The organism is Pseudomonas fjordensis, from assembly GCF_976987115.1.
In genome coordinates, this window is record NZ_OZ336860.1 from 6,280,385 (window position 1) to 6,301,915 (window position 21,531).

Consider the following 21,531-nt stretch of genomic DNA (forward strand, 5'->3'; position numbering starts at 1 on the left):
AGAGCTTGATACGCCGGGCTTGTGGACAACCGCGAACAGGTTATCCACAGGCGGATCAACAGGCCTTGTGGGTAAGCCAGCTCCCACAAGGTTTGGTGGTGGTCAGGTATCAGCGTACGACACCCTCTTCTACAAGAAGCTTGAGAATCGCCTGCGCGCCTTCTTCGGCGCTGACGCCCTTGAGCACCTGCCCCCCACCACCACTGGCCTTGGCCGTGGCAGCCTTCATCCGATCGGCGCCGCTCTTGGCCTTGATCACCTTGAGGCGCTTGGGCCGTGGCTTGGCCGGTTGCAGCAGTGCGCCTGTGAATAACTCATCCTGTTCAATCTCGACGTCATGGGCCGCCAGCTCACCCCGTTGCGCCGGGCCGTAGGCGCTCTGGCGTGGCTTGGGCGCCGCGTTATCCACAGTGGCAAGAAACGGCAGGCGCACCTTCAAGCGCCGCCGCTGGCCGCGAGGCAACGCCTGCAGCACCAGGGCTACGCCGGCGTCGATGGACTCCACCTGCGCCAGCCCCACAATCAGCGGCCAGCCCAATTGTTCGGCCAACAGGAACGGCAGCATCCCCGAACCTTCGCCGGTTTCTGCCTGGCTTCCGGTCAGGACCACTTGGGCACCGGCGTCGCGCAGATACTCGCTGAGCACCGGCAACGCATCGGCGCCGGCCGGCTGTTCGAGTACCTGCAGTTGCGGCAGGCCCATGCCCAGGTAGCTGCGCAGGGTCGGCTCGCTGACATCACCCGCGTGCAGCACCTGCAACTTATCCCCAGCCAGTTGCAGCCCCAGCTCGACCGCGCGCGCGTCCTGCTCGGCGCGCCGTGGTCGCCCGGAGGTGGGGTGAGCGCCGATGGACACCAGGCTGAATACTGTGTTCGTCATGGTCATATCCTCAGGCTGCATCGCGCTTGGCGCCGTTGCGGTAGGTTTCGACCGCTGCGATCAAAGCGTTGAGTATCGCGGCGCTTTCGCCAATCACCGACAGGTCGGCACGCTTGATCATGTCGCAACCCGGGTCGAGGTTGATTGCCACCACCTTGTCGCAGGCACCAATGCCTTGCAGGTGCTGGATCGCCCCGGAAATCCCGACGGCCACGTACACCCGCGCAGTGACCCAGGTACCGCTGGCGCCGACCTGGCGATCACGCGCCATGAAGCCATCGTCCACTGCCACCCGCGAGGCGCCTTCGGTGGCGCCCAGGGCCGCGGCGGTCTGGTGGAACAGCGCCCAGTCCTTCACGCCGTTGCCACCGGAGAAAATGAACTCGGCCTCGGCCATTGGAATCGCTGCCGGGTCGACCGCCACCGCACCGAGGTCTTCGATACGCGGCAAACTGCGCGCCAGGCTTGTGGATAACTCCACGGGCAAGACTTCGTGGCGGGTCTCGCTGACCGGATCGGCACATTCGGCGGCGGCGAGGATCAGACGGGGCAACGGTCGCGCCAGGTCTTCCTGGCCGGCACCGGCGCGGCCGATGCATTCCTCGCCCTTGATCTGCCACACCCGCGTTGCCGGGCGTTCCTTGAGGCTGGCGGCAAAGCGTCGCCCCAGTTCGCCACCACCGCTGCGGCTGTCTGGCAGCAGCCAGTGGCGCGGGCTGAATTGGTTATCCACAGCACGCAAACCCTGCACGCGTTGCTCCGGTGCATAACCTTCGAATTCATGCCCCTCCAGCACCAGCAATCGGTCGACGCCGGCGGTGGCAAAGGCGCTTTCCTTGTGTTCACCGAACACCACCGCCAACACCGCGCCGTCACTGCCGGCCAGTTGGCGCGCCAGGCCAAGCAGGTCACGGTCGTGGCTGCTCAGGCGGCCACCGACCATGTCCGGTACCACGTTGATGTAGAACGCCGGGGCCGGCACCTGATGCAGCGGCAATTGCACTTCCACTGCCGCGGTACGCTTGGACGCGCCGCCCTGCTGGGCACCGCTGCGGTCGATGCGCTTGATGCCGTTGGGGCCGATAAAACCGACACCATGCACGTTTTTGCGAATGACGCCGTTGGGCCCCATCCAGCTGTGTTGCAGCGGCTGCATCGCCGCGTGCAACGGGTGCAGGCGGTTACGGGCGATCCATTCGGCCCGTGGGTCGCGGCGGATAATGTCGCTCATCAGTGCACCTCCGCAGGTTCACGCTTGAGGGGGGCTTTGGCTGGCGCGGCGTCTTCAAGCAACGCGTCGGCGACCAGTTCGGCGATGTCTTTGATCAACGGGCGTGGTTCGACCACGCCTTCCAGCATCGCCGTGCATTGCGGGCAACCCACGGCCACCAGTTCGGCACCGGTCTCGCGGATGTCGTCCATGCGCATATCGGGAATACGTTGCTTGCCGGGAATGTCGGTGATCGGCGCGCCGCCGCCGCCACCGCAGCAGCGTGAACGGAAGCCCGAGCGTTGCATTTCCTTGACCTCGATACCCAACGCCCGCAGCACTTGGCGTGGCGCCTCGTATTCACCGTTGTAGCGGCCCAGGTAGCACGGGTCGTGGTAGGTCACGCTGTTGCCTTTGTGCTGGCCCAGGTTCAGCGCGCCCTCGCCAATCAGCTCGGCCATGAAGGTGCTGTGGTGCTGCACCCGGTAGTTGCCGTTGAAGGCACCGTATTCGTTTTTCAGCACATGGAAACTGTGTGGGTCGCAGGTGACGATGCGCTTGAAGCTGTACTTGGCCAGGGTCTGGATATTGCGCGTGGCCAGCAGCTGGAAGGTCGCTTCATCGCCGAGGCGCCGCGCCACGTCACCGCTGTCGCGTTCTTCCAGGCCAAGCACGGCGAAGTCGACCTTGGCAGCCTTGAGCACTTTGACGAACGCGCGCAGGGTGCGTTGGTTACGCATGTCGAAGGCGCCGTCGCCGACCCAGAACAGTACATCGCAACTGCCATTGTCGCTGAGCAACGGCAGGTTCAGGTCTGCCGCCCAGTTCAGACGACCACCGGGGGCAAAGCCGCCAGGGTTGTCAGTAGCGATCAGGTTTTCCAGGACTTCGGCGCCCTTGTTCGGCGTAGCGCCTTTTTCCAGGGTGAGGTGGCGACGCATGTCGACGATGGCGTCCACGTGCTCGATCATCATCGGGCACTCTTCCACGCAGGCGCGGCAGGTGGTGCACGACCACAAGGTCTCGGCGTCCACCAGGCCGTTGACGATCGGCTGGTGCGGGTTGCCGCCGTGTTCGCCCACCGGTTTGCCGGGGTATGGGCTGCCGGCGAACTTGGCATCGGTGCCACCGGCCAGGCCGACCACCATGTCCTGGATGAGTTTTTTCGGGTTCAGTGGCTGGCCGGCGGCAAACGCCGGGCACGCCGCTTCGCACTTGCCGCACTGCACGCAGGCGTCGAAGCCGAGCAGTTGGTTCCAAGTGAAGTCCTTGGGTTTTTCCACGCCCAGCGGCGCGGTTTTATCGCTCAGGTCCAACGGTTTCAAACCGGTGGAGCGGCCACCGCCAAAGCGTTCGGCGCGGCGGTGCCAGGCCAGGTGCAGGGCACCTGCGAAGGCGTGTTTCATCGGCCCGCCCCAGGTCATGCCGAAGAACATTTCGGACACGCCCCACAACACGCCCACGCTCAGCAATGCCGCAAGCAACCAGCCGCCGAAGTCGGCGGGCAGAATCCCGGCCACCGGCAAGGTCACCAGGAAGAAGCTCACCGAGAAGGCCATCAGGCTTTTGGGCAGGCGCATCCACGGGCCTTTGGACAGGCGCGCAGGCGGATTGCGGCGGCGCAGGTACATGAAGATCGCGCCGACAAACATCAATGTCGACGCCAGCAGCAGTGCATAGCCAAGAATGCGGCTCTGCAGGCCGAAACCGTGCACCGCAATCGCCAGCAGCGCCGACAGCACAAAGCCCAGCGCCGTCGCAACGTGGGTGTTGGCGATGTATTTGTCACGGGCGACCACGTGGTGCAGGTCGACCATGTAGCGCTTGGGCATGGCCAACAGGCCACCCAGCAGGTCGACTTTGGATGCGCGGCCACGGCGCCACATGTTCACCCGGCGCAGGGCGCCGAGGACGGCGAGGCCCAGGGCGGCAAAGAGCAGGATGGGAAGAAGGGTATTCAGCATGGTGAAGCTCCCGAAGACCACACAGGTCTACTGTGAAACTGGCCCTGAATGTGGGAGCGGGCTTGCTCGCGAAGGCGGCGTGTCAGTCGATGCATCCAGTGCCTGATACACTGCCTTCGCGAGCAAGCCCGCTCCCACATTTGACCGAGTTCACCTCGTCAGAAATCCTTGCACAAGCGCAGGGCGTCATAGATGGCGGCATGGGTATTGCGCTGGGCCACACAGTCACCAATGCGGAACAGCAAGTACCCCTCGCCCGCTTCGCTCAAGCAGGGCTGCGGCTTGATCGCAAACAAGGCTTCAACGTCGATCTGGCCCTTGTTGCGTGAGCCTTCCTTGAGCCCGTAGTAAATGGCCTCGTCGGGACGCACGCCGTTCTCCACCACCACCTGGTCGACCACCCGCTCCTCTTTGGCGCCGGTGTATTCGTTCTCCAGCACAGCCACCAGCTTGTCGCCCTCGCGGTAGACCTTTTCTAGCATCATGTCGCCGGTCATAATCACTTCCTTGGGGTACATGCTGCGGTAGTACGTCGGGAACGAGGTACCGCCGATCGCCACGCCCGGCTTGATGTCGTCGGTGACGATCTCCACCTGGCTGCCTTTGTCGGCCAGGAAGTCGGCCACCGACATGCCGGTGAATTCACAGATGGTGTCGTACACCAGCACGTTCTTGCCCGGCGCCACCTTGCCGTCGAGCACGTCCCAACTGCTCACCACCAAGCCTTCGGCGGCGCCCCAGTGTTCGTTCTGCTCGATGAACGGATGACCGCCCACCGCCAGCACCACCACGTCCGGACGCACGTCCAGGATGGTCTCGGCGTCTGCCGCCACGCCCAGGCGCAGGTCGACTTTCAAGCGCGCCAGTTCCAGTTGATACCAACGGGTGATACCGGCGATCTGGTCACGCTGCGGCGCTTTCGACGCGGTGGTGATTTGCCCGCCGATAAACTCTTTTTTCTCGAACAGCGTCACGTCGTGGCCACGTTCGGCCGCCACGCGTGCGGCTTCCATCCCGGCCGGGCCGGCGCCCACCACAACCACCTTGCGCTTGGGCCCGGTGGACTTCTCGATGATGTGCGGCACGCCCATGTATTCACGGGAGGTCGCGGCGTTCTGGATGCACAGCACATCCAGGCCCTGGTACTGGCGGTCGATGCAGTAGTTGGCGCCCACGCACTGCTTGATCTGGTCGATCTGGCCCATCTTGATCTTGGCGATCAGGTGCGGGTCGGCGATGTGCGCACGGGTCATACCGACCATGTCCACATAGCCGCCTTCCAGAATGCGCGTGGCCTGGTTCGGGTCCTTGATGTTCTGCGCGTGCAGCACCGGAACCTTGACCACTTCCTTGATGCCGGCCGCCAGGTGCAGGAACGGCTCCGGCGGGTAGCTCATGTTCGGGATGACGTTGGCCAGGGTGTTGTGGGTGTCGCAACCCGAGCCCACCACACCGATGAAATCGAGCATGCCAGTGTCGTCGTAGTACTTGGCGATTTGCTTCATGTCCTCGTGGGACAAGCCGTCCGGGTGGAACTCGTCACCGCACAGGCGCATGCCCACGCAGAAGTCGTCACCCACTTCGGCACGCACGGCCTTCAACACTTCCAGGCCGAACTTCATGCGGCCCTCGAAAGTGCCGCCCCATTCGTCGGTACGCTTGTTGACCCGCGGGCTCCAGAACTGGTCGATCATGTGCTGGTGCACGGCCGACAGTTCCACCCCGTCCAGGCCACCGGCCTTGGCCCGGCGTGCAGCCTGGGCGTAGTTGCCGATCACACGCCAGATCTCTTCCGGCTCGATGGTCTTGCAGGTGGCACGGTGCACCGGCTCGCGCACGCCGGACGGCGACATCAGGGTCGGCCAGTTGAAGCCGTCCCAACGCGAGCGACGGCCCATGTGGGTAATCTGGATCATGATCTTGGCGCCATGCTTGTGCATGGCATCGGCCAAATTCTGGAAGTGCGGGATGATGCGGTCGGTGGACAAGTTTACCGACGCCCACCACTCCTGCGGGCTGTCGATGGCCACCACCGAGGAGCCGCCGCAGATTGCCAGGCCAATACCGCCCTTGGCTTTCTCTTCGTAGTACTTCACATAGCGGTCGGTGGTCATGCCGCCGTCGGTGGCATACACCTCGGCATGCGCAGTGCTGAGCACGCGGTTGCGGATGGTCAGTTTGCCGATCTGGATCGGCTGGAACATTGCTTCGAAAGCCATGGCACGGTCCTCGGCTTACAACGGTTTGACGGTGAACAGACCATCGTCGTGGCCCTCTTCGGAGCCTCCGTAGACTTGTTCGGCGACAGTGCGGATCTTGCTGCCACGGGCCTCAAGAATCTGGTCCATGGCGCCGGCAAACCAGCCGGTGAACATGTAGTCCACCTTGCGGCCGACCTTGCCGTACACGTAGACGAATGCCGAGTGTTCCAACTTGACGCTGGCGGTGCCTTTATCCAGGTCGATGTCCTGGATCTTGAACAGGCCCCAGCCGCGTTGCGACAAACGTTTCATGTAATGCTCGAACACCGCGACGCCTTCCAGGCCATGGCATTCGGCTTCTTTTTCACACCAGTGCCAGGCGGATTTGTAGCCGGCCTTGTAGAGGATCTCGGCGTAGGCGTCAGCGCCCAGCACTTCTTCGATACCCATGTGGTTGTTGACGAAGAAATGGCGTGGCACGTACAGCATCGGCAGGGCGTCGGAAGTCCAGACACCGGTTTCGCTGTCGACTTCGATAGGCAATTGCGGGGCGATCTTGGCCATGGAAACTTAACTCCAGAAAATTCGTTTTGATGCCCGCCGCGCGGATGGCGGCGGGTGAAGGATTAAGCGAGCAGTGGCTTATTCGCCCCAGACGTCCTTGAGCACGTTGACCCAGTTCTCGCCCATGATCTTGCGCACCACGCGCTCGCTGTGGCCGCGCTTGAGCAGGGTCTCGGTGAGGTTGGGGAACTCACCCACGGTGCGGATGCCCAGCGGGTTGATGATCTTGCCGAAGCTGGTCAGGCGGCGGGCGTAACCCTTGTCATGGGTGAGCATTTCGAAGAAATCCTGGCCATGGCCCTGGGTGAAGTCGGTGCCGATGCCGATTGCGTCTTCGCCGACGATGTTCATGGTGTATTCGATGGCTTCGGCGTAGTCGTCGATGGTCGAGTCAATGCCCTTGGCCAAAAACGGCGCAAACATGGTCACGCCGACAAAACCGCCATGGTCGGCGATGAACTTCAGCTCTTCATCGGACTTGTTGCGCGGGTGCTCTTTAAGCCCGGACGGCAGGCAGTGGGAGTAGCACACCGGCTTTTTCGATTCGAGGATGACCTCTTCGCTGGTCTTGGAGCCGACATGGGACAGGTCGCACATGATGCCGACGCGGTTCATCTCGCCGACGATCTCACGCCCGAAACCCGACAGGCCGCCATCGCGTTCGTAGCAACCGGTGCCCACCAGGTTCTGGGTGTTGTAGCACATCTGCACCACGCCAACGCCGAGCTGCTTGAAGATCTCGACATAGCCGAGTTGGTCCTCAAACGCATGGGCATTCTGGAAGCCGAAGATGATGCCGGTCTTGCCCTGCTCCTTGGCGCGACGGATGTCGGCGGTGGTTTTCACCGGGATCACCAGGTCGCTGTTTTCCCGGATCAGGGTCTGACTGGCAACGATGTTATTGATCGTGGCCTGGAAGCCTTCCCACACCGACACCGTGCAATTGGCGGCGGTGAGGCCACCTTTGCGCATGTCTTCGAACAGGTCGCGGTTCCACTTGGCAATAATCAGACCGTCGATAACGATGCTGTCGGCGTGCAACTCGGCTGGGCTCATCAGGCGTCCCCTTATTGGCGATTCATGCGCCGAATCGTCTGCCGGCGCTTTGGGGCCAGCATATGCCCAGGCACCGACGGAGCCGGGTGCAAAAACGACAGGGGAATTGCCGAAAGCGTCAATCCGCGACAAAGGCTGCGAAGACAGGCCCCACGGTCGGCTGTTCTTTGTCTTACGCTTGAGCCAGAATTCCTCATCACCTGATATGAGACGGCGCAATGAAATCGATTTTCCTGGCTTTGGCACTCATCGCAACCACCGCCCACGCGGCCGAAGACACCGACAGCACGCCGTGCGACGGTATCGAGAACGACCAGCAAACCCTGGAATGCGCCACCTACAACAAAACCACCGCCGAGCAATTGCTCAAGGATAACTATCAGGGGCTGCTGGAGCGCATGGGTTCGACCTACGGCAGCGACAAGACCAAACTGGCGGACATTACCGCCCGTCTGAAGGATGCGCAGCAGAAGTGGGAAAAACTGCGCGACGCCGATTGTGCAGTGGACACCTTCCCGGCGGTAACCGGCACCAAGGCCTATGCCATTGCGCACAACGACTGCCTGGCGCGGATGAGTGATGAGCGGTCGGAGTTTTTGGAGTCGATTGGCCAGGAATAAGCGACAATCGCGCCACTCTTTCTTTTGACCAAGGCTACTCATGACTCTGTGCGGCATAGAAATCAAAGGCAGCGAAGCCATCATCGCTGTCGCCTCCCTGGACAACCAGGCGCTGACCCACGTCGCCCTGGCCACCAAGAAAATCGCCCTGGACGATGACGACGAAGCGGCCAACGTCAAAGCCTTTGCCGCACAGGTGAAGGCGTTCGTGCAGGCGAACGCCATTACCCGTATCGCGATCAAGAAGCGCAGCAAAAAAGGTGAATTCGCCGGTGGCCCGACGACGTTCAAGATTGAAGGGGTGTTTCAATTGCTGGAGGGGGTTGAGGTGACGCTGCTGTCGCCGCAGACCATCAATGCGCAATACAAAAAGCACACCTTTGATCTGCCAGCGACGCTCAACAAGTATCAGCACGAGGCCTATAAGACCGCGTGCTCATGTCTGATGAAGAAATAACCGCACATCAGCTTTTGACGCAGTGCTCCAAGCCGTGCCCGCCACCTTCGTATTCAGGGCCGTAATAGTATTTAACGAAGGAGACTTTGCCTTCCGGGGTCGGTGTCACTTGTGCCACGCCCACGCCAAAGTCCTTCAAGGCCGGGTCGGTATGGGCGAAGTAGATACCCAGGGTATCGGCAGTCCCGGCGGCCATGCCTTCATAGCGGGACTTGTCTTCCAGGGTCAGAGTGAAGGTGTAGGCCGCATATTTGCCAGTGCTTTGCTTGGCGTCGAGTTTCATGTCGACAACGCCTTTGAAGTTGCCAATATGTTTGTCCTGGCCGGTACATTCATAACGCCCGCTGTAATCGGCGCCGGTGAACGGCGCTGGCGCCTGGGCGGCCCACACTGGGGTGGACGCGAGTGCAATCAGAGTGACTAGTTTTTTCAGCATGCCAACCTCTTATGGTTACGTAAGGAACCCTTTGGACGTTAGCAGTCCGTTTCCAGTAATCGCCCGCAACCTTGCAAAACAAGAATATTCCCACGCCACCACACGCGTTTCCTGACACCACACTACTTACCAATGTGGGAGCTGGCTTGAATCTGCACCAACGCTTAAACCACCTCCCGTCGCCGATCCTCCCTTGGGCATTTGGCAAACCTGGCTCGATAACTTCGCGTGAAATACGACGGCGACTCAAACCCACACGCAATACTCACCTCCAGCACGCTCATGTCGCTCTGGCGCAGCAGTTTTCGGGCTTTTTCCAGGCGCAGGCCAAGGTAGAAATTACTGGGGGTGTCGTTCAGGTGCAGGCGAAACAGCCGCTCCAGTTGGCGTCGGGTGACCTTGATCGTTTCGGCCAGGGCCAAGGTGCTCAGGGGCGGTTCGGTGTGCTGTTCCATTTCGCCGATCACGTGCACCAGCTTCTTGTTGTTGATGCCGTAGCGCGTGGCGATCTGCATGCGCTGGTGGTCTTTGCGTGGGCGGATGCGGCTGAGTACGAATTGCTCGGAAACCTGGATAGCCAGCTCCGGGCCGTGGGCCTGGGCGATGAGGTCGAGCATCAGGTCGATGGAAGCCGTGCCGCCGGCGCAGGTGATGCGGCGCCGGTCGATTTCGAACAGCTCCTGGGTCACGCTCAGGTGCGGATAGGCTTCCTTGAAGGCGTCGATGGCTTCCCAGTGCAAGGTCAGGCGATGGCCGTCGAGCAGCCCCGCCTCGGCCAGCACGCAGGCGCCGGTGTCGATGGCGCCGAGGGTCACACCCTCATGGTCGAGGCGGCGCAGCCAATGCTCCAGGGCGGGCGTGGCGAACTGCAGGGGTTCGAAGCCGGCCACCACCAGTAAAGTCGCGCCTTTTTTCAGTGGCTCGAGCGCTGCGTCAGCGTTGACCGACATACCGTTGCTCGCCAGCACCGCGCCGCCATCGGCACTCAAGATGTGCCAGCGGTACAGCTCGCCGCGAAAGCGGTTGGCCACCCGCAACGGTTCCAGCGCGGAGATAAAACCGAGGGCCGAGAAACCCGGCATCAGCAAGAAGTAGACATCCTGGGACATGGTGGCGCTCTCGTCGGACGGGCAGCGTGGTCACTGTGATACGCCAGTTCAACCGGCCATTCAAGAGCACAGGTCGCTGCAGTGCAAGAGCGAGTCGCCGCCGTGCGCTTTGCGGGGCGCCAAGCTGCGTAACGTGATCCCACGGCGCACCAAGACGCCGGCACCCACAATAACGACCTGCCGAGGGCTTCACCCATGAACCGACTGATCAGCCGCTGCGTACTTGCACTCAGCGCCAGCGCTATTTTGAGCACCCCTGTCATGGCAGCGGATGCCCCTGCTTGCCAGAACGTGCGCATGGGCGTGGTCAACTGGACCGATGTCATCGCCACCAGCGCCATGGCCCAGGTGCTGCTCGATGGCCTCGGTTACAAGACCAAACAAACCAGCGCCTCTCAGCAAATCATATTTGCTGGCATCCGCGACCAGCGCCTGGACCTGTTTCTCGGCTACTGGAACCCGCTGATGACCCAGACCATCACGCCGTTCGTCGACGCCAAGCAAGTCAAGGTCCTCGACAAAGCCAGCCTGGAAGACGCTCGCGCCACCCTCGCAGTGCCGACTTTCCTGGCCGACAAGGGCCTGCAAACCTTTGCTGACATCGCCAGGTTCGAGAAAGAACTGGGCGGCAAGATTTACGGCATCGAGCCGGGCTCGGGGGCTAACACGCAGATCAAGGCAATGATCGCCAAGAACCAGTTCGGCCTGGGCAAGTTCCAGTTGGTGGAGTCCAGCGAAGCCGGCATGTTGGCCGCAGTGGACCGTGCCGTGCGCCGCAAGGAAGCCGTGGTGTTCTTTGGTTGGGCGCCGCACCCGATGAACGTCAACGTCGAGATGACTTACCTCACCGGCAGCGAAGACGCCCTGGGCCCGAACGAAGGCATGGCTACCGTATGGACCGTGACCGCGCCGGCCTACGCCGAGCAGTGCCCCAACGTGCATAAGCTACTGACCAACCTGACGTTCACCGCCGCCGACGAGAGCCGGATGATGCAGCCGCTGCTGGATCACAAGGACGCTTTGGAATCCGCACGGCAGTGGCTCAAGGATCACCCTCAAGACCGGCAGCGCTGGCTCGATGGCGTCACCACTTTCGACGGCAAACCCGCCGCGACCAACCTGCAACTGACCAGCAAATAACATTTTGCGAACCACCGTTTCGCGGCCACTTGCGACCGCGAACGGCACCACCACGCCTGTAAGGAACCGCCTCATGAACCACGACGTCATCATCACCTGCGCACTCACCGGTGCTGGCGACACGACCGCCCGAAGCCCACACGTGCCGGTCACGCCCAAACAAATCGCCGCCGCCGCGGTGGAAGCCGCCAAGGCCGGCGCCACCGTGGTGCACTGCCATGTACGCGACCCGCAGACCGGCAAATTCAGCCGCGATGTAGCCCTGTACCGCGAAGTGATGGAGCGCATCCGCGAGGCCGACATCGACATCATCGTCAACCTCACCGCCGGCATGGGCGGCGACCTGGAGATCGGTGGCGGCGAGAATCCCATGGAGTTCGGGCCCAATACCGACCTGGTCGGCCCGCTGACCCGCCTGGCCCACGTCGAAGAACTGCTGCCGGAAATCTGCACCCTGGACTGCGGCACGCTGAACTTCGGCGATGGCGACACCATTTACGTGTCCACCCCGGCGCAGCTGCGTGCCGGCGCCAAACGTATCCAGGAACTGGGCGTAAAGGCCGAGCTGGAGATTTTCGACACCGGCCACCTGTGGTTCGCCAAGCAGATGATCAAGGAAGGGTTGCTCGATAACCCGCTGTTCCAACTGTGCCTGGGCATTCCCTGGGGTGCACCGGCCGATACCACCACCATGAAAGCCATGGTCGACAACCTGCCCGCCAACGCGGTGTGGGCCGGCTTCGGCATTGGTCGCATGCAAATGCCGATGGCCGCGCAAGCGGTGCTGCTGGGCGGCAACGTACGGGTGGGCCTGGAGGACAACCTGTGGCTGGACAAGGGCGTGCTCGCCACCAATGGCCAGTTGGTGGAACGCGCCAGTGAAATTCTCAGCCGGTTAGGCGCACGGGTCCTGACCCCGGCCGAAGGCCGCATCAAGATGGGCCTGACCCAACGCGGCTAACACAAACACCACACAACCCTGTGGGAGCGGGCTTGCTCGCGAATGCGGTGGGTCAGTACCGAATGCACCCACTGGCACACCGCATTCGCGAGCAAGCCCGCTCCCACAGGGGATCACCGAACTTTTTAGGAATATGCCATGCGCTTTATCACCGACATCAAAACCTTCGCCGCGTTGGGCAGCGGCGTCATCGGCAGCGGCTGGGTATCCCGTGCCCTTGCCCATGGCCTGGATGTGGTCGCCTGGGACCCCGCCCCCGGTGCCGAGGCAGCCTTGCGCAAACGTGTCGCCAACGCCTGGGCCGCCCTTGAGCAACAGGGCCTGGCGCCCGGAGCCTCCCAAGACCGCCTGCGCTTTGTCACCACCATCGAAGACTGCGTAAAAGACGCCGACTTCATCCAGGAGAGCGCCCCGGAACGCCTGGAACTGAAGCTGCAATTGCACAGCCAGATCAGCGCCGCAGCCAAGCCCAATGCCTTGATTGGTTCGAGCACCTCCGGGCTGTTGCCCAGCGAATTCTATGAAAGCTCCACCCACCCGGAACGCTGCGTGGTTGGCCACCCCTTCAACCCAGTCTACCTGTTGCCACTGGTAGAAGTGGTGGGCGGCAAAAACACCGCGCCAGAGGCGATCCGGGCAGCGATCAAGGTGTATGAATCCCTCGGCATGCGCCCGCTGCATGTACGCAAGGAAGTGCCGGGGTTTATTGCCGACCGCCTGCTGGAAGCGCTGTGGAGAGAGGCGCTGCACCTGGTCAATGACGGCGTGGCGACCACCGGCGAAATCGACGATGCCATTCGCTTTGGCGCCGGCTTGCGCTGGTCGTTCATGGGTACCTTCCTCACTTACACCCTGGCGGGCGGCGATGCGGGCATGCGCCACTTCATGGCCCAGTTCGGCCCGGCGTTGCAGTTGCCGTGGACTTACCTGCCGGCGCCTGAATTGACTGAAAAACTGATTGATGATGTGGTCGACGGCACCAGTGAACAGTTAGGTAACCACAGCATTTCGGCACTGGAGCGCTATCGTGATGACTGCCTGCTGGCGGTACTGGAAGCCGTAAAAACAACCAAGGCCAAGCACGGCATGAACTTCGCCGAATAACCCTGTAGGAGCGAGCTTGCTCGCGAAGATCGCCAACGATAACGCGGGGCATCAGGTACCCCACGGCGATCTTGAGTTTTTCGCGAGCAAGCTCGCTCCTACAAATTGGAATTCATACCATGCCCGCACTGACCACCTACACCACCAAAATCCTGCCGGACTGGGTCGACTACAACGGCCATCTGCGTGACGCGTTCTATCTGCTGATCTTCAGCTACGCCACCGATGCGCTGATGGACACCCTGGGGCTGGACAGCGAAAACCGCGAAGCCAGCGGCCACTCGCTGTTCACTCTGGAGCTGCACCTGAACTACCTGCACGAGGTAAAGCTCGGCGCCGAGGTTGAGGTGCATACCCAACTGATCGCCCACGACGCCAAGCGCCTGCACCTCTATCACAGCCTCCACCTTGTGGGCGAAGGGCGCGAGTTGGCCGGTAACGAGCAGATGCTGCTGCATGTCGATCTGGCCGGGCCGCAGTCGGCGCCGTTTGCCGGCGCCACCCTGGAAAAACTCATCGCCCTGAGCCAGGAACACGCCGACCTACCCCGGCCTGCCCTGCTCGGCCGGGTGATCGGGCTGCCCGCGCAAAAAAAAGCCCCGATCCAGCCGTGACGGGATCGGGGCAGAGTGCTTTGTGTGAGCCGTGCATTCGAGGGTGACCAAACCGTCAAGCTGCGTGCCTGGGTTCAGTGTGCCCGTTACGAGTCAGATCAAGTGACCCGAAAACGACCTGTTCATAGCCATACGAGCCATCGCTGGATTCTGCCCTTGCCGCCAGTCCTGGGGCCTACCAGAATCCAAGTCAATTCCCGCTCCCTACACCAGGATGACCGTCATGATGCACGCGGATTTGATTGACCAGGATGACCTGCTGGGCCAACTGCGCTCGCTGGGTTTTGAAGTGTCCAGCGGCGTTACCGCCGAGCAGGCTTGCGAATGTGCGGTGCGCGGGTTGAGCGAAGCCCGGGCCAAGGCGCTCAAGGGCATGGTGGAAAAGATGTACAGCGGCAGTGCGACGATTTTGCCGGCGGTGAGGCAGGCGATCGACAAGCAATTGTTGCCGGCGCTGATGCAGTTCAAACAAAGCTCCGGCGCCTGAAATACATCCTCTGTAGGAGCGAGCTTGCTCGCGAAGATCGCCAACGATAACGCGGGGCATCAGATACCCCACGGCGATCTTGAGTTTTTCGCGAGCAAGCTCGCTCCTACCATAAGGCAGCCCGGTGTCAGAGCCTTACGCTGGCAAACGTCGACTCATTGCGCGCCTGGCTCAACGCCGACATCGGCCCCGACAATGGGGACAACACCAGTGCCGGCGGAATCGGCATCATCGCCACTTGCTGGGTGGTGTTGGAGCCTACGCGCTCATCCCGTGGTGGAATGCCAAAGTACTCGCGGTAGCACTTGGAAAAGTGCGGCGTAGACACAAACCCGCACACCGAGGCGACTTCGATGATCGACATCGGCGTCTGCTTGAGCAGTTGCCGTGCGCGAATCAGGCGCAGCTTGAGGTAGTAGCGCGACGGCGAGCAGTGCAAGTATTTCTGGAACAGCCGCTCCAACTGCCGGCGCGACACGGCGACATACACCGCCAGTTCGTCCAGGTCGATCGGCTCTTCGAGGTTGGCTTCCATCAGCGCGACGATTTCCTGCAGCTTCGGCTGGTTGGTGCCGAGCATGTGCTTGAGCGGCACACGCTGGTGATCTTGTTCGTTGCGGATGCGTTCGTACACGAACATCTCGGAGATGGCGGCCGACAATTCACGGCCGTGGTCGCGGCTGATCAGGTGCAGCATCATGTCCAGGGGCGCGGTGCCGCCGGAGCTGGTGAAGCGGTTACGGTCGAGGGTGAACAGGCGCGTGCTCATGGCCACCCGCGGGAAGGCTTCCTGCATCGACGCCAGGCATTCCCAGTGCACGCTGCAATCAAAGCCGTCGAGCAAGCCCGCGCAGGCCAGGGCCCAGCTGCCGGTGCACACTGCGCCGAGGCGACGAGACTGGCGTGCCTGGCTTTGCAGCCACGACACATGTTCACGGGTGACGGTGCGCTGGATACCCACGCCGCCGCACACGATGACCGTGTCCAGGACGGGTGCTTTGTGCATGGAGGCATCGGGGGTGATTTGCAGGCCATCGCTGGCCCACACCTGGTTGCCGTCGACACTCAGGGTTGTCCAGCGATACAGCTCGCGGCCGGACAGCTGGTTGGCCATGCGCAGTGGCTCCACGGCTGACGCCAGGGAAATCAGCGTGAAATTGTCCAGCAGCAAAAAGCCGATGGATTGAGGCGCACGGTTCTGGGGTTGGGCCCCGGAGTTGGTCGACGTCATCGCAGTATCTCCTCACATCACACAAAGCAGGTGGTGGCCTCAGGCGAGGCTCTTGTTATTGCGCTCGTCCTGAAAAGGAGAGGCTTTGCAATTGATAGAGCAAATGCCATGCCTAAAATTGAATGGCTATTCAAGAACTCCTGAAAACGACCTGTTGATGCGTCTATACAAGCCCGCGCGTGAAGTGCGGGATATGACGCATAACGGGCGGGGTTCAAGGGGTGTGAGCAGATCGGTAGCACTTGTGGGAAGGCGCTTTGCGGGCGTAGGAGAAGTCTGTCACCCAAAGCACATCAGGCGTGTGATCGTGTAGGAATCGTTCGGAAGCTACTTATCTATTTGCGACGCGCTAAAAGGTGGCGATTTTGGCCGGGATGTTCACTTTGTGAGCAATGATGCTCCTCTGTTCGGCTCGTTCCCACGCTCTGCGTGGGCATGCATCCTGTGACGCCCTGCGTCACCCATGGGACGCGGAGCGTCCGGGGCGGCATTCCCACGCGGAGCGTGGGAACGATCATGTCACTGACTCAACATTCAACCGCACTCACCGCCAACCCACCCCGCGATGTCTCTTTGTACTTGTCATGCATATCAGCCCCGGTATCACGCATGGTGCGGATCACCCGGTCCAACGAGATGAAGTGCTGGCCATCGCCACGCAACGCCATTTGCGCCGCGTTGATCGCCTTCACCGCCGCGATCGCATTGCGCTCGATACACGGCACTTGCACCAAACCGCCCACCGGGTCGCAGGTCAGGCCAAGGTTATGTTCCAAACCGATTTCAGCGGCGTTGCACAGTTGCTCCGGGGTGGCGCCGAGAATCTCCGCCAGCCCGGCCGCGGCCATGGCGCACGCAGAACCGACCTCGCCCTGGCAACCGACTTCGGCCCCCGAGATCGAGGCGTTCTTTTTACACAGGATGCCCACCGCCGCCGCGCCGAGCAGGTAGTCGACCACGTTGGCTTCGGTGACTTCTTCACTGAACTTCATAAAGTAGTGCAACACCGCCGGGATGATCCCCGCCGCGCCATTGGTGGGCGCCGTGACCATGCGCCCACCGGCGGCGTTTTCTTCGTTGACCGCCAGGGCGAACAGGTTGACCCATTCCATGGCGCTCAAGGTCGAGCCGATCACATTCGGCTTGTTCAGCTCCTGCAAGCTGCGGTGCAACTTAGCGGCGCGACGGCGCACGTTCAAGCCGCCAGGCAGGATGCCTTCGTGCTTGAGGCCCTGCTCCACGCAATCTTGCATGGCGCGCCAGAGCTTCATCAGGCCGCTGCGGATTTCTTCTTCGCTGCGCCAGGTTTTTTCATTCGCCAGCATCAGTTCGGCAACGCGCAGGTTGTGGGTCTTGCACAGCTGCAACAGCTCCACGGCACTGGAAAAGTCATAGGGCAGCTCGGTACGGTCCATGTCCGCCACACCACTTTGGGCCTGGGCTTCATCCACGACGAAACCGCCGCCCACCGAGTAATAGGTGTCGCGGTGCAACTCGCCGTTTTCGCCAAACACCACCAGGGTCATGGCGTTGGGATGAAACGGCAGGTTCTCATCGAGCAGGCGCATGTCCCGGGCCCACACAAACGGCACCGGCAACCGCCCGTCGAGCAGCAACGTGTCGGTTTCGCGCAAGGTGTGAATGCGGGAACCGATTTGCGTGGGGTCGATTGCGTCCGGCCATTCGCCCATCAGGCCCATGATGGTGGCGGTGTCGCTGCCGTGGCCGATGCCGGTGGCCGACAGCGAGCCGTACAGTTGCACTTCGACACGCTGCACCTGTTCCAGCCACCCACGCTCACGCAACCCTTGAACGAACAACGCCGCGGCGCGCATGGGCCCCACGGTGTGCGAACTCGAAGGCCCGATGCCGATCTTGAACAGGTCGAAAACGCTGATAGCCATTAACGTGAAACTCCTCGATAAGCACGGGCCGGGCTTGAACGAGGTGCTACGCTCAGATCGCCCAGATGGCGGCATCATCAAGCTTTTATTCGTCATCACGGCGTCTCACACCGACGCACTCATGCTCACCAGCGGCGCTCGCGTGCGAACGCCAGTTTTGGCCGTTTTTTGCGGTGCAGAAGGGTAAAAACAGCAGTTTTACCTTCGGAAAAACCTGTAAGCGACGTCATCGGTACTGGATGCGACCCTCCCTGTACTGGATACGACGCCCCCTGTAGGCGTCAGATTTTCACTGGTACATGATCAGTCTCGACTCGTTTGCAAGGCACCGCGCCAGAGCTGTTGTCTCACGCTCCAACCGCAACACTTATAAAGCGCGGCGAATGCCGCCAGAAAAGACACAGGAGTCTACCCACATGAAAGGTTCACCCTCGTTGTTGTTGGCCGCCATGCTGAGTCTGCCAGTCGTGGCACACGCCGCAGAACCGGAACAGTGCAAGACCGTCAACTTCTCCGATGTCGGCTGGACCGACATCACCGTCACCACCGCGACCACCAGCGAGATCCTCAAGGGCCTGGGCTACAAGCCGCGCACCACGATGATTTCGGTACCGGTGACTTACAAGTCCCTGGCCGACGGCAAGAACATGGACATTTTCCTAGGCAACTGGATGCCGACCATGGAAAACGACATCAAGCAGTACCGTGATGCCGGCACCGTGGAAACCGTGCGCGCCAACCTGGAGAACGCCAAGTACACCCTGGCAGTCCCACAGGCGCTGTACGACAAGGGCCTGAAGGACTTCGCCGACATCGCCAAATTCAAGGATGAGCTGAACGGCAAGATCTATGGCATCGAGCCGGGCAACGATGGCAACCGCACCATCCAGACGCTGATCGACAAAGATGCCTTCGGCCTCAAAACCGCCGGCTTCAAGGTGGTTGAATCCAGCGAAGCCGGCATGCTCTCTCAGGTTGAGCGCGCCTCCAAGCGCGACCAGGCCATCGTGTTCCTCGGCTGGGAACCGCACCCGATGAACACCCGCTTCAAGATGAAGTACCTGACCGGTGGTGACGACTCGTTCGGCCCCAACTACGGCCAGGCCACCATCTACACCAACACCCGCAAAGGCTACACCCAGGAGTGCAGCAACGTTGGTCAGTTGCTGAAGAACCTGGTGTTCACCCTCGACATGGAAAGCACCCTGATGGGGAACGTCCTGGACGACAAGATGAAGGCCGATGCTGCCGCCAAGGCCTGGCTGCAAAAGAACCCGCAAGTGCTCGACACCTGGCTCGCCGGTGTCACCACCGTTGATGGCAAACCAGGGCTCGATGCCGTTAAAGCTTACCTCGCCAAATAGCACCCGCTGACCCCAGGCCGGTGCGCTGGCCTGGGATGTTTTCCCCTTCGCATGTGGACATTCACTACCATGCTGACTGAACAGAAAATCCCACTAGGCCAGTACATCGCTGCCTTCGTCGACTGGTTGACCCAACACGGGGCCAACTACTTCGACGCAATCGCATCGACACTGGAAACGATGATCCACGGCGTGACGTTTGCGCTGACCTGGTTCAATCCACTGGCATTGATCGGTCTGATTGCGCTGCTGGCTCACTTTATTCAACGTAAATGGGGACTGACTGTTTTTGTCATCGCCTCCTTCCTGCTGATCCTCAACCTGGGGTACTGGCAGGAAACCATGGAAACCCTCGCGCAGGTGCTGTTCGCCACCCTGGTCTGCGTGGTCATCGGTGTGCCGCTGGGCATTGTTGCCGCGCATAAACCGATGTTCTACACCATGATGCGGCCGGTACTCGATCTGATGCAGACCGTGCCGACCTTCGTCTACCTCATCCCTACCCTGACCCTCTTCGGGCTGGGTGTGGTGCCTGGGCTGATTTCCACGGTGGTGTTCGCGATTGCCGCGCCGATCCGCCTGACCTACCTGGGTATCCGTGATGTCCCGCAAGAGCTGATGGACGCCGGCAAAGCCTTTGGCTGCTCGCGCCGCCAGTTGCTCTCGCGCATTGAACTGCCCCACGCCATGCCGAGCATCGCCGCCGGCATTACCCAGTGCATCATGCTGTCGCTGTCGATGGTGGTGATCGCGGCCTTGGTGGGCGCTGATGGCCTCGGCAAGCCGGTGGTCAACGCACTCAACACCGCAGACATTGCCTTGGGCTTTGAAGCGGGCCTGGCCATTGTGTTGCTCGCCATCATGCTCGACCGTATCTGCAAACAACCCGACGCTAAAGTAGGGGGTGATGCATGAGCATTATCCGATTCGACAATGTCGACGTGATCTTTTCCAAAGACCCACGCGAAGCGCTCAAGCTGCTGGACCAGGGCATGAGCCGTAATGAAATCCTGAAGAAGACCGGGCAGATTGTCGGCGTTGAAAAGGCCAGCCTGGACATTGAGAAAGGCGAGATCTGTGTGCTGATGGGCCTCTCGGGCTCAGGCAAGTCCAGCTTGCTGCGCTGCATCAACGGCCTCAATACCGTCAGCCGTGGCCAGCTGTTTGTAGAGCATGAAGGTCGCCAGATCGACATCGCCTCCTGCACCCCCGCCGAACTGAAAATGATGCGCACCAAACGCATCGCCATGGTGTTCCAGAAGTTCGCCCTGATGCCCTGGCTGACGGTGCGCGAGAACATCAGCTTCGGCCTGGAGATGCAGGGCCGCCCAGAGAAAGAACGGCGCACGCTGGTAGATGAGAAACTCGAACTGGTGGGCCTGAGCCAATGGCGCAACAAGAAGCCCGACGAGTTGTCCGGCGGTATGCAGCAGCGCGTCGGCCTGGCTCGCGCGCTGGCGATGGACGCCGATATCCTGCTGATGGACGAACCCTTCTCGGCCCTCGACCCGCTGATCCGCCAAGGCTTACAAGATGAACTGCTGGAACTGCAACGCAAGTTGAGCAAGACCATCGTGTTCGTCAGCCACGACCTGGACGAAGCACTCAAGCTCGGTAGCCGTATCGCGATCATGAAAGACGGCAAGATCATCCAGTACAGCGTGCCGGAAGAGATTGTGCTGAACCCGGCGGATGACTATGTGCGCACCTTCGTCGCCCATACCAACCCGCTGAACGTGCTGTGCGGGCGCAGCCTGATGCGCACCCTGGATAACTGCACGCGCGTGAATGGTTCAGTGTGCCTTGATCCGGGTGGCGACTCCTGGCTGGACCTGGCCGAAGGCAACACCATCCAGGGCGCACGCCAGAATGGCGTGACGATGAATCTGCAGAACTGGGCGCCAGGGCAACCCGTGGAAGGCTTGGGCCGCGTACCGACGCTGGTGGACTCGAACATCGGCATGCGCGATGCGCTGCAGATTCGCTACCAGACAGGCAACAAGCTGGTGCTGCACGACAACAACAAGGTGGTGGGGATTTTGGGAGACAGCGAGCTCTACCATGCCCTGCTGGGCAAGAACCTGGGCTAAAACCGACCCCCTGTAGGAGCGAGCTTGCTCGCGAAAAACGAGCAAGCAACACGAGCTACCAGATTAGCGCTGCGTTATCGTTCACGTCTTTCGCGAGCAAGCTCGCTCCTACAGGGAGCCGGTGGCGTCAGGACGACGC

20 protein-coding genes are annotated in these 21,531 nt (G+C 61.4%); 10 read left to right on the top strand and 10 right to left on the bottom strand.

What is annotated here, in order from left to right; genetic code table 11:
- Positions 1–109: 109 nt before the first annotated feature.
- The 6 genes from etfB to ACWHXD_RS28860 form a co-directional block, all read right to left on the bottom strand.
- Positions 110–886, bottom strand: coding sequence for an electron transfer flavoprotein subunit beta (etfB, locus tag ACWHXD_RS28835; RefSeq protein ID WP_164545343.1), 777 nt, complete (start codon positions 884–886; stop codon positions 110–112).
- Positions 887–890: 4 nt separating this feature from the next.
- Positions 891–2,111, bottom strand: coding sequence for an electron transfer flavoprotein subunit alpha (gene etfA, locus ACWHXD_RS28840; protein ID WP_098950164.1), 1,221 nt, complete (start codon positions 2,109–2,111; stop codon positions 891–893).
- Entirely contained in the window at positions 2,111–4,054 is a 1,944-nt protein-coding gene (dgcB, locus tag ACWHXD_RS28845) for a dimethylglycine demethylation protein DgcB (RefSeq protein ID WP_003194874.1), read from the bottom strand. Before dgcB ends, etfA begins: the two co-directional genes overlap by 1 nt.
- 158 nt (positions 4,055–4,212) lie before the next feature.
- The gene (dgcA, locus tag ACWHXD_RS28850) at positions 4,213–6,273 is read right to left on the bottom strand and encodes a dimethylglycine demethylation protein DgcA (protein ID WP_032894946.1); all 2,061 of its coding nucleotides are present in this window, start codon (positions 6,271–6,273) and stop codon (positions 4,213–4,215) included.
- A gap of 15 nt (positions 6,274–6,288) precedes the next feature.
- Positions 6,289–6,819, bottom strand: a complete 531-nt coding sequence (locus tag ACWHXD_RS28855; protein ID WP_005792152.1) for a DUF5943 domain-containing protein — start codon at positions 6,817–6,819, stop codon at positions 6,289–6,291.
- Positions 6,820–6,897: 78 nt separating this feature from the next.
- Positions 6,898–7,875, bottom strand: a complete 978-nt coding sequence (locus ACWHXD_RS28860; RefSeq protein WP_014720245.1) for a dipeptidase — start codon at positions 7,873–7,875, stop codon at positions 6,898–6,900.
- Positions 7,876–8,093: 218 nt separating this feature from the next.
- Here ACWHXD_RS28860 and ACWHXD_RS28865 point away from each other — a divergent pair, with 218 nt between their 5' ends.
- Together ACWHXD_RS28865 and ACWHXD_RS28870 are read left to right on the top strand one after the other, a co-directional pair.
- Positions 8,094–8,495: a lysozyme inhibitor LprI family protein gene (locus ACWHXD_RS28865; RefSeq protein WP_014720247.1), complete on the top strand. Its 402-nt coding sequence runs from the start codon at positions 8,094–8,096 to the stop codon at positions 8,493–8,495.
- Positions 8,496–8,535: 40 nt separating this feature from the next.
- Positions 8,536–8,952, top strand: a complete 417-nt coding sequence (locus ACWHXD_RS28870; RefSeq protein WP_138762871.1) for a DUF3010 family protein — start codon at positions 8,536–8,538, stop codon at positions 8,950–8,952.
- Between the two features lie 7 nt (positions 8,953–8,959).
- Here the strand turns inward: ACWHXD_RS28870 and ACWHXD_RS28875 are convergent, their stop codons facing one another.
- Positions 8,960–9,388, bottom strand: a complete 429-nt coding sequence (locus ACWHXD_RS28875; protein ID WP_056782929.1) for a hypothetical protein — start codon at positions 9,386–9,388, stop codon at positions 8,960–8,962.
- A gap of 164 nt (positions 9,389–9,552) precedes the next feature.
- Positions 9,553–10,497: a GlxA family transcriptional regulator gene (locus ACWHXD_RS28880; RefSeq protein WP_032894941.1), complete on the bottom strand. Its 945-nt coding sequence runs from the start codon at positions 10,495–10,497 to the stop codon at positions 9,553–9,555.
- Positions 10,498–10,692: 195 nt separating this feature from the next.
- Here ACWHXD_RS28880 and choX point away from each other — a divergent pair, with 195 nt between their 5' ends.
- The 5 genes from choX to ACWHXD_RS28905 all read left to right on the top strand — a co-directional run bounded on the left by choX (position 10,693) and on the right by ACWHXD_RS28905 (position 14,803).
- Entirely contained in the window at positions 10,693–11,637 is a 945-nt protein-coding gene (gene choX, locus ACWHXD_RS28885; protein ID WP_138762872.1) for a choline ABC transporter substrate-binding protein, read from the top strand.
- 73 nt (positions 11,638–11,710) lie between these two features.
- On the top strand, positions 11,711–12,598 hold the full coding sequence (gene cdhC / locus ACWHXD_RS28890; RefSeq protein ID WP_056782933.1) for a 3-dehydrocarnitine:acetyl-CoA trimethylamine transferase CdhC: 888 nt from the start codon (positions 11,711–11,713) through the stop codon (positions 12,596–12,598).
- Between the two features lie 138 nt (positions 12,599–12,736).
- Positions 12,737–13,702, top strand: coding sequence for an L-carnitine dehydrogenase (locus tag ACWHXD_RS28895; RefSeq protein WP_138762873.1), 966 nt, complete (start codon positions 12,737–12,739; stop codon positions 13,700–13,702).
- Between the two features lie 119 nt (positions 13,703–13,821).
- Positions 13,822–14,316, top strand: a complete 495-nt coding sequence (locus ACWHXD_RS28900; RefSeq protein WP_138762874.1) for a thioesterase family protein — start codon at positions 13,822–13,824, stop codon at positions 14,314–14,316.
- 223 nt (positions 14,317–14,539) lie between these two features.
- Positions 14,540–14,803 (top strand): hypothetical protein, encoded by a 264-nt coding sequence (locus ACWHXD_RS28905; protein WP_138762875.1) that lies wholly within the window; start codon positions 14,540–14,542, stop codon positions 14,801–14,803.
- A 127-nt stretch (positions 14,804–14,930) separates the two neighbouring features.
- On the opposite strand, the gene gbdR is transcribed toward ACWHXD_RS28905, so the two are convergent.
- Both gbdR and ACWHXD_RS28915 read right to left on the bottom strand, forming a co-directional pair.
- Positions 14,931–16,034: a choline metabolism transcriptional regulator GbdR gene (gene gbdR, locus ACWHXD_RS28910; RefSeq protein WP_003194907.1), complete on the bottom strand. Its 1,104-nt coding sequence runs from the start codon at positions 16,032–16,034 to the stop codon at positions 14,931–14,933.
- Between the two features lie 527 nt (positions 16,035–16,561).
- Positions 16,562–17,938, bottom strand: a complete 1,377-nt coding sequence (locus ACWHXD_RS28915) for an L-serine ammonia-lyase (protein ID WP_032894933.1) — start codon at positions 17,936–17,938, stop codon at positions 16,562–16,564.
- A gap of 416 nt (positions 17,939–18,354) precedes the next feature.
- Here ACWHXD_RS28915 and ACWHXD_RS28920 point away from each other — a divergent pair, with 416 nt between their 5' ends.
- The 3 genes from ACWHXD_RS28920 to choV all read left to right on the top strand — a co-directional run bounded on the left by ACWHXD_RS28920 (position 18,355) and on the right by choV (position 21,392).
- Positions 18,355–19,302: a choline ABC transporter substrate-binding protein gene (locus tag ACWHXD_RS28920; protein ID WP_032894932.1), complete on the top strand. Its 948-nt coding sequence runs from the start codon at positions 18,355–18,357 to the stop codon at positions 19,300–19,302.
- Between the two features lie 69 nt (positions 19,303–19,371).
- Positions 19,372–20,217: a choline ABC transporter permease subunit gene (gene choW / locus ACWHXD_RS28925; protein ID WP_003194913.1), complete on the top strand. Its 846-nt coding sequence runs from the start codon at positions 19,372–19,374 to the stop codon at positions 20,215–20,217.
- Positions 20,214–21,392 (top strand): choline ABC transporter ATP-binding protein, encoded by a 1,179-nt coding sequence (gene choV / locus ACWHXD_RS28930; RefSeq protein WP_138762877.1) that lies wholly within the window; start codon positions 20,214–20,216, stop codon positions 21,390–21,392. Before choW ends, choV begins: the two co-directional genes overlap by 4 nt.
- Positions 21,393–21,531 lie beyond the last annotated feature (139 nt).

Excerpts from the sequence above, each read along its gene's own strand:
- dgcA (WP_032894946.1), bottom strand. The coding sequence starts at position 6,273 with ATGGCTTTCGAAGCAATGTTCCAGCCGATCCAGATCGGCAAACTGACC.
- ACWHXD_RS28905 (WP_138762875.1), top strand. The coding sequence starts at position 14,540 with ATGATGCACGCGGATTTGATTGACCAGGATGACCTGCTGGGCCAACTG.
- choV (WP_138762877.1), top strand. The coding sequence starts at position 20,214 with ATGAGCATTATCCGATTCGACAATGTCGACGTGATCTTTTCCAAAGAC.
- ACWHXD_RS28915 (WP_032894933.1), bottom strand. The coding sequence starts at position 17,938 with ATGGCTATCAGCGTTTTCGACCTGTTCAAGATCGGCATCGGGCCTTCG.
- ACWHXD_RS28865 (WP_014720247.1), top strand. The coding sequence starts at position 8,094 with ATGAAATCGATTTTCCTGGCTTTGGCACTCATCGCAACCACCGCCCAC.
- ACWHXD_RS28895 (WP_138762873.1), top strand. The coding sequence starts at position 12,737 with ATGCGCTTTATCACCGACATCAAAACCTTCGCCGCGTTGGGCAGCGGC.
- ACWHXD_RS28855 (WP_005792152.1), bottom strand. The coding sequence starts at position 6,819 with ATGGCCAAGATCGCCCCGCAATTGCCTATCGAAGTCGACAGCGAAACC.
- etfA (WP_098950164.1), bottom strand. The coding sequence starts at position 2,111 with ATGAGCGACATTATCCGCCGCGACCCACGGGCCGAATGGATCGCCCGT.
- choW (WP_003194913.1), top strand. The coding sequence starts at position 19,372 with ATGCTGACTGAACAGAAAATCCCACTAGGCCAGTACATCGCTGCCTTC.
- ACWHXD_RS28920 (WP_032894932.1), top strand. The coding sequence starts at position 18,355 with ATGAAAGGTTCACCCTCGTTGTTGTTGGCCGCCATGCTGAGTCTGCCA.
- dgcB (WP_003194874.1), bottom strand. The coding sequence starts at position 4,054 with ATGCTGAATACCCTTCTTCCCATCCTGCTCTTTGCCGCCCTGGGCCTC.
- ACWHXD_RS28900 (WP_138762874.1), top strand. The coding sequence starts at position 13,822 with ATGCCCGCACTGACCACCTACACCACCAAAATCCTGCCGGACTGGGTC.
- ACWHXD_RS28875 (WP_056782929.1), bottom strand. The coding sequence starts at position 9,388 with ATGCTGAAAAAACTAGTCACTCTGATTGCACTCGCGTCCACCCCAGTG.
- choX (WP_138762872.1), top strand. The coding sequence starts at position 10,693 with ATGAACCGACTGATCAGCCGCTGCGTACTTGCACTCAGCGCCAGCGCT.
- cdhC (WP_056782933.1), top strand. The coding sequence starts at position 11,711 with ATGAACCACGACGTCATCATCACCTGCGCACTCACCGGTGCTGGCGAC.
- ACWHXD_RS28870 (WP_138762871.1), top strand. The coding sequence starts at position 8,536 with ATGACTCTGTGCGGCATAGAAATCAAAGGCAGCGAAGCCATCATCGCT.
- ACWHXD_RS28880 (WP_032894941.1), bottom strand. The coding sequence starts at position 10,497 with ATGTCCCAGGATGTCTACTTCTTGCTGATGCCGGGTTTCTCGGCCCTC.
- etfB (WP_164545343.1), bottom strand. The coding sequence starts at position 886 with ATGACCATGACGAACACAGTATTCAGCCTGGTGTCCATCGGCGCTCAC.
- gbdR (WP_003194907.1), bottom strand. The coding sequence starts at position 16,034 with ATGACGTCGACCAACTCCGGGGCCCAACCCCAGAACCGTGCGCCTCAA.
- ACWHXD_RS28860 (WP_014720245.1), bottom strand. The coding sequence starts at position 7,875 with ATGAGCCCAGCCGAGTTGCACGCCGACAGCATCGTTATCGACGGTCTG.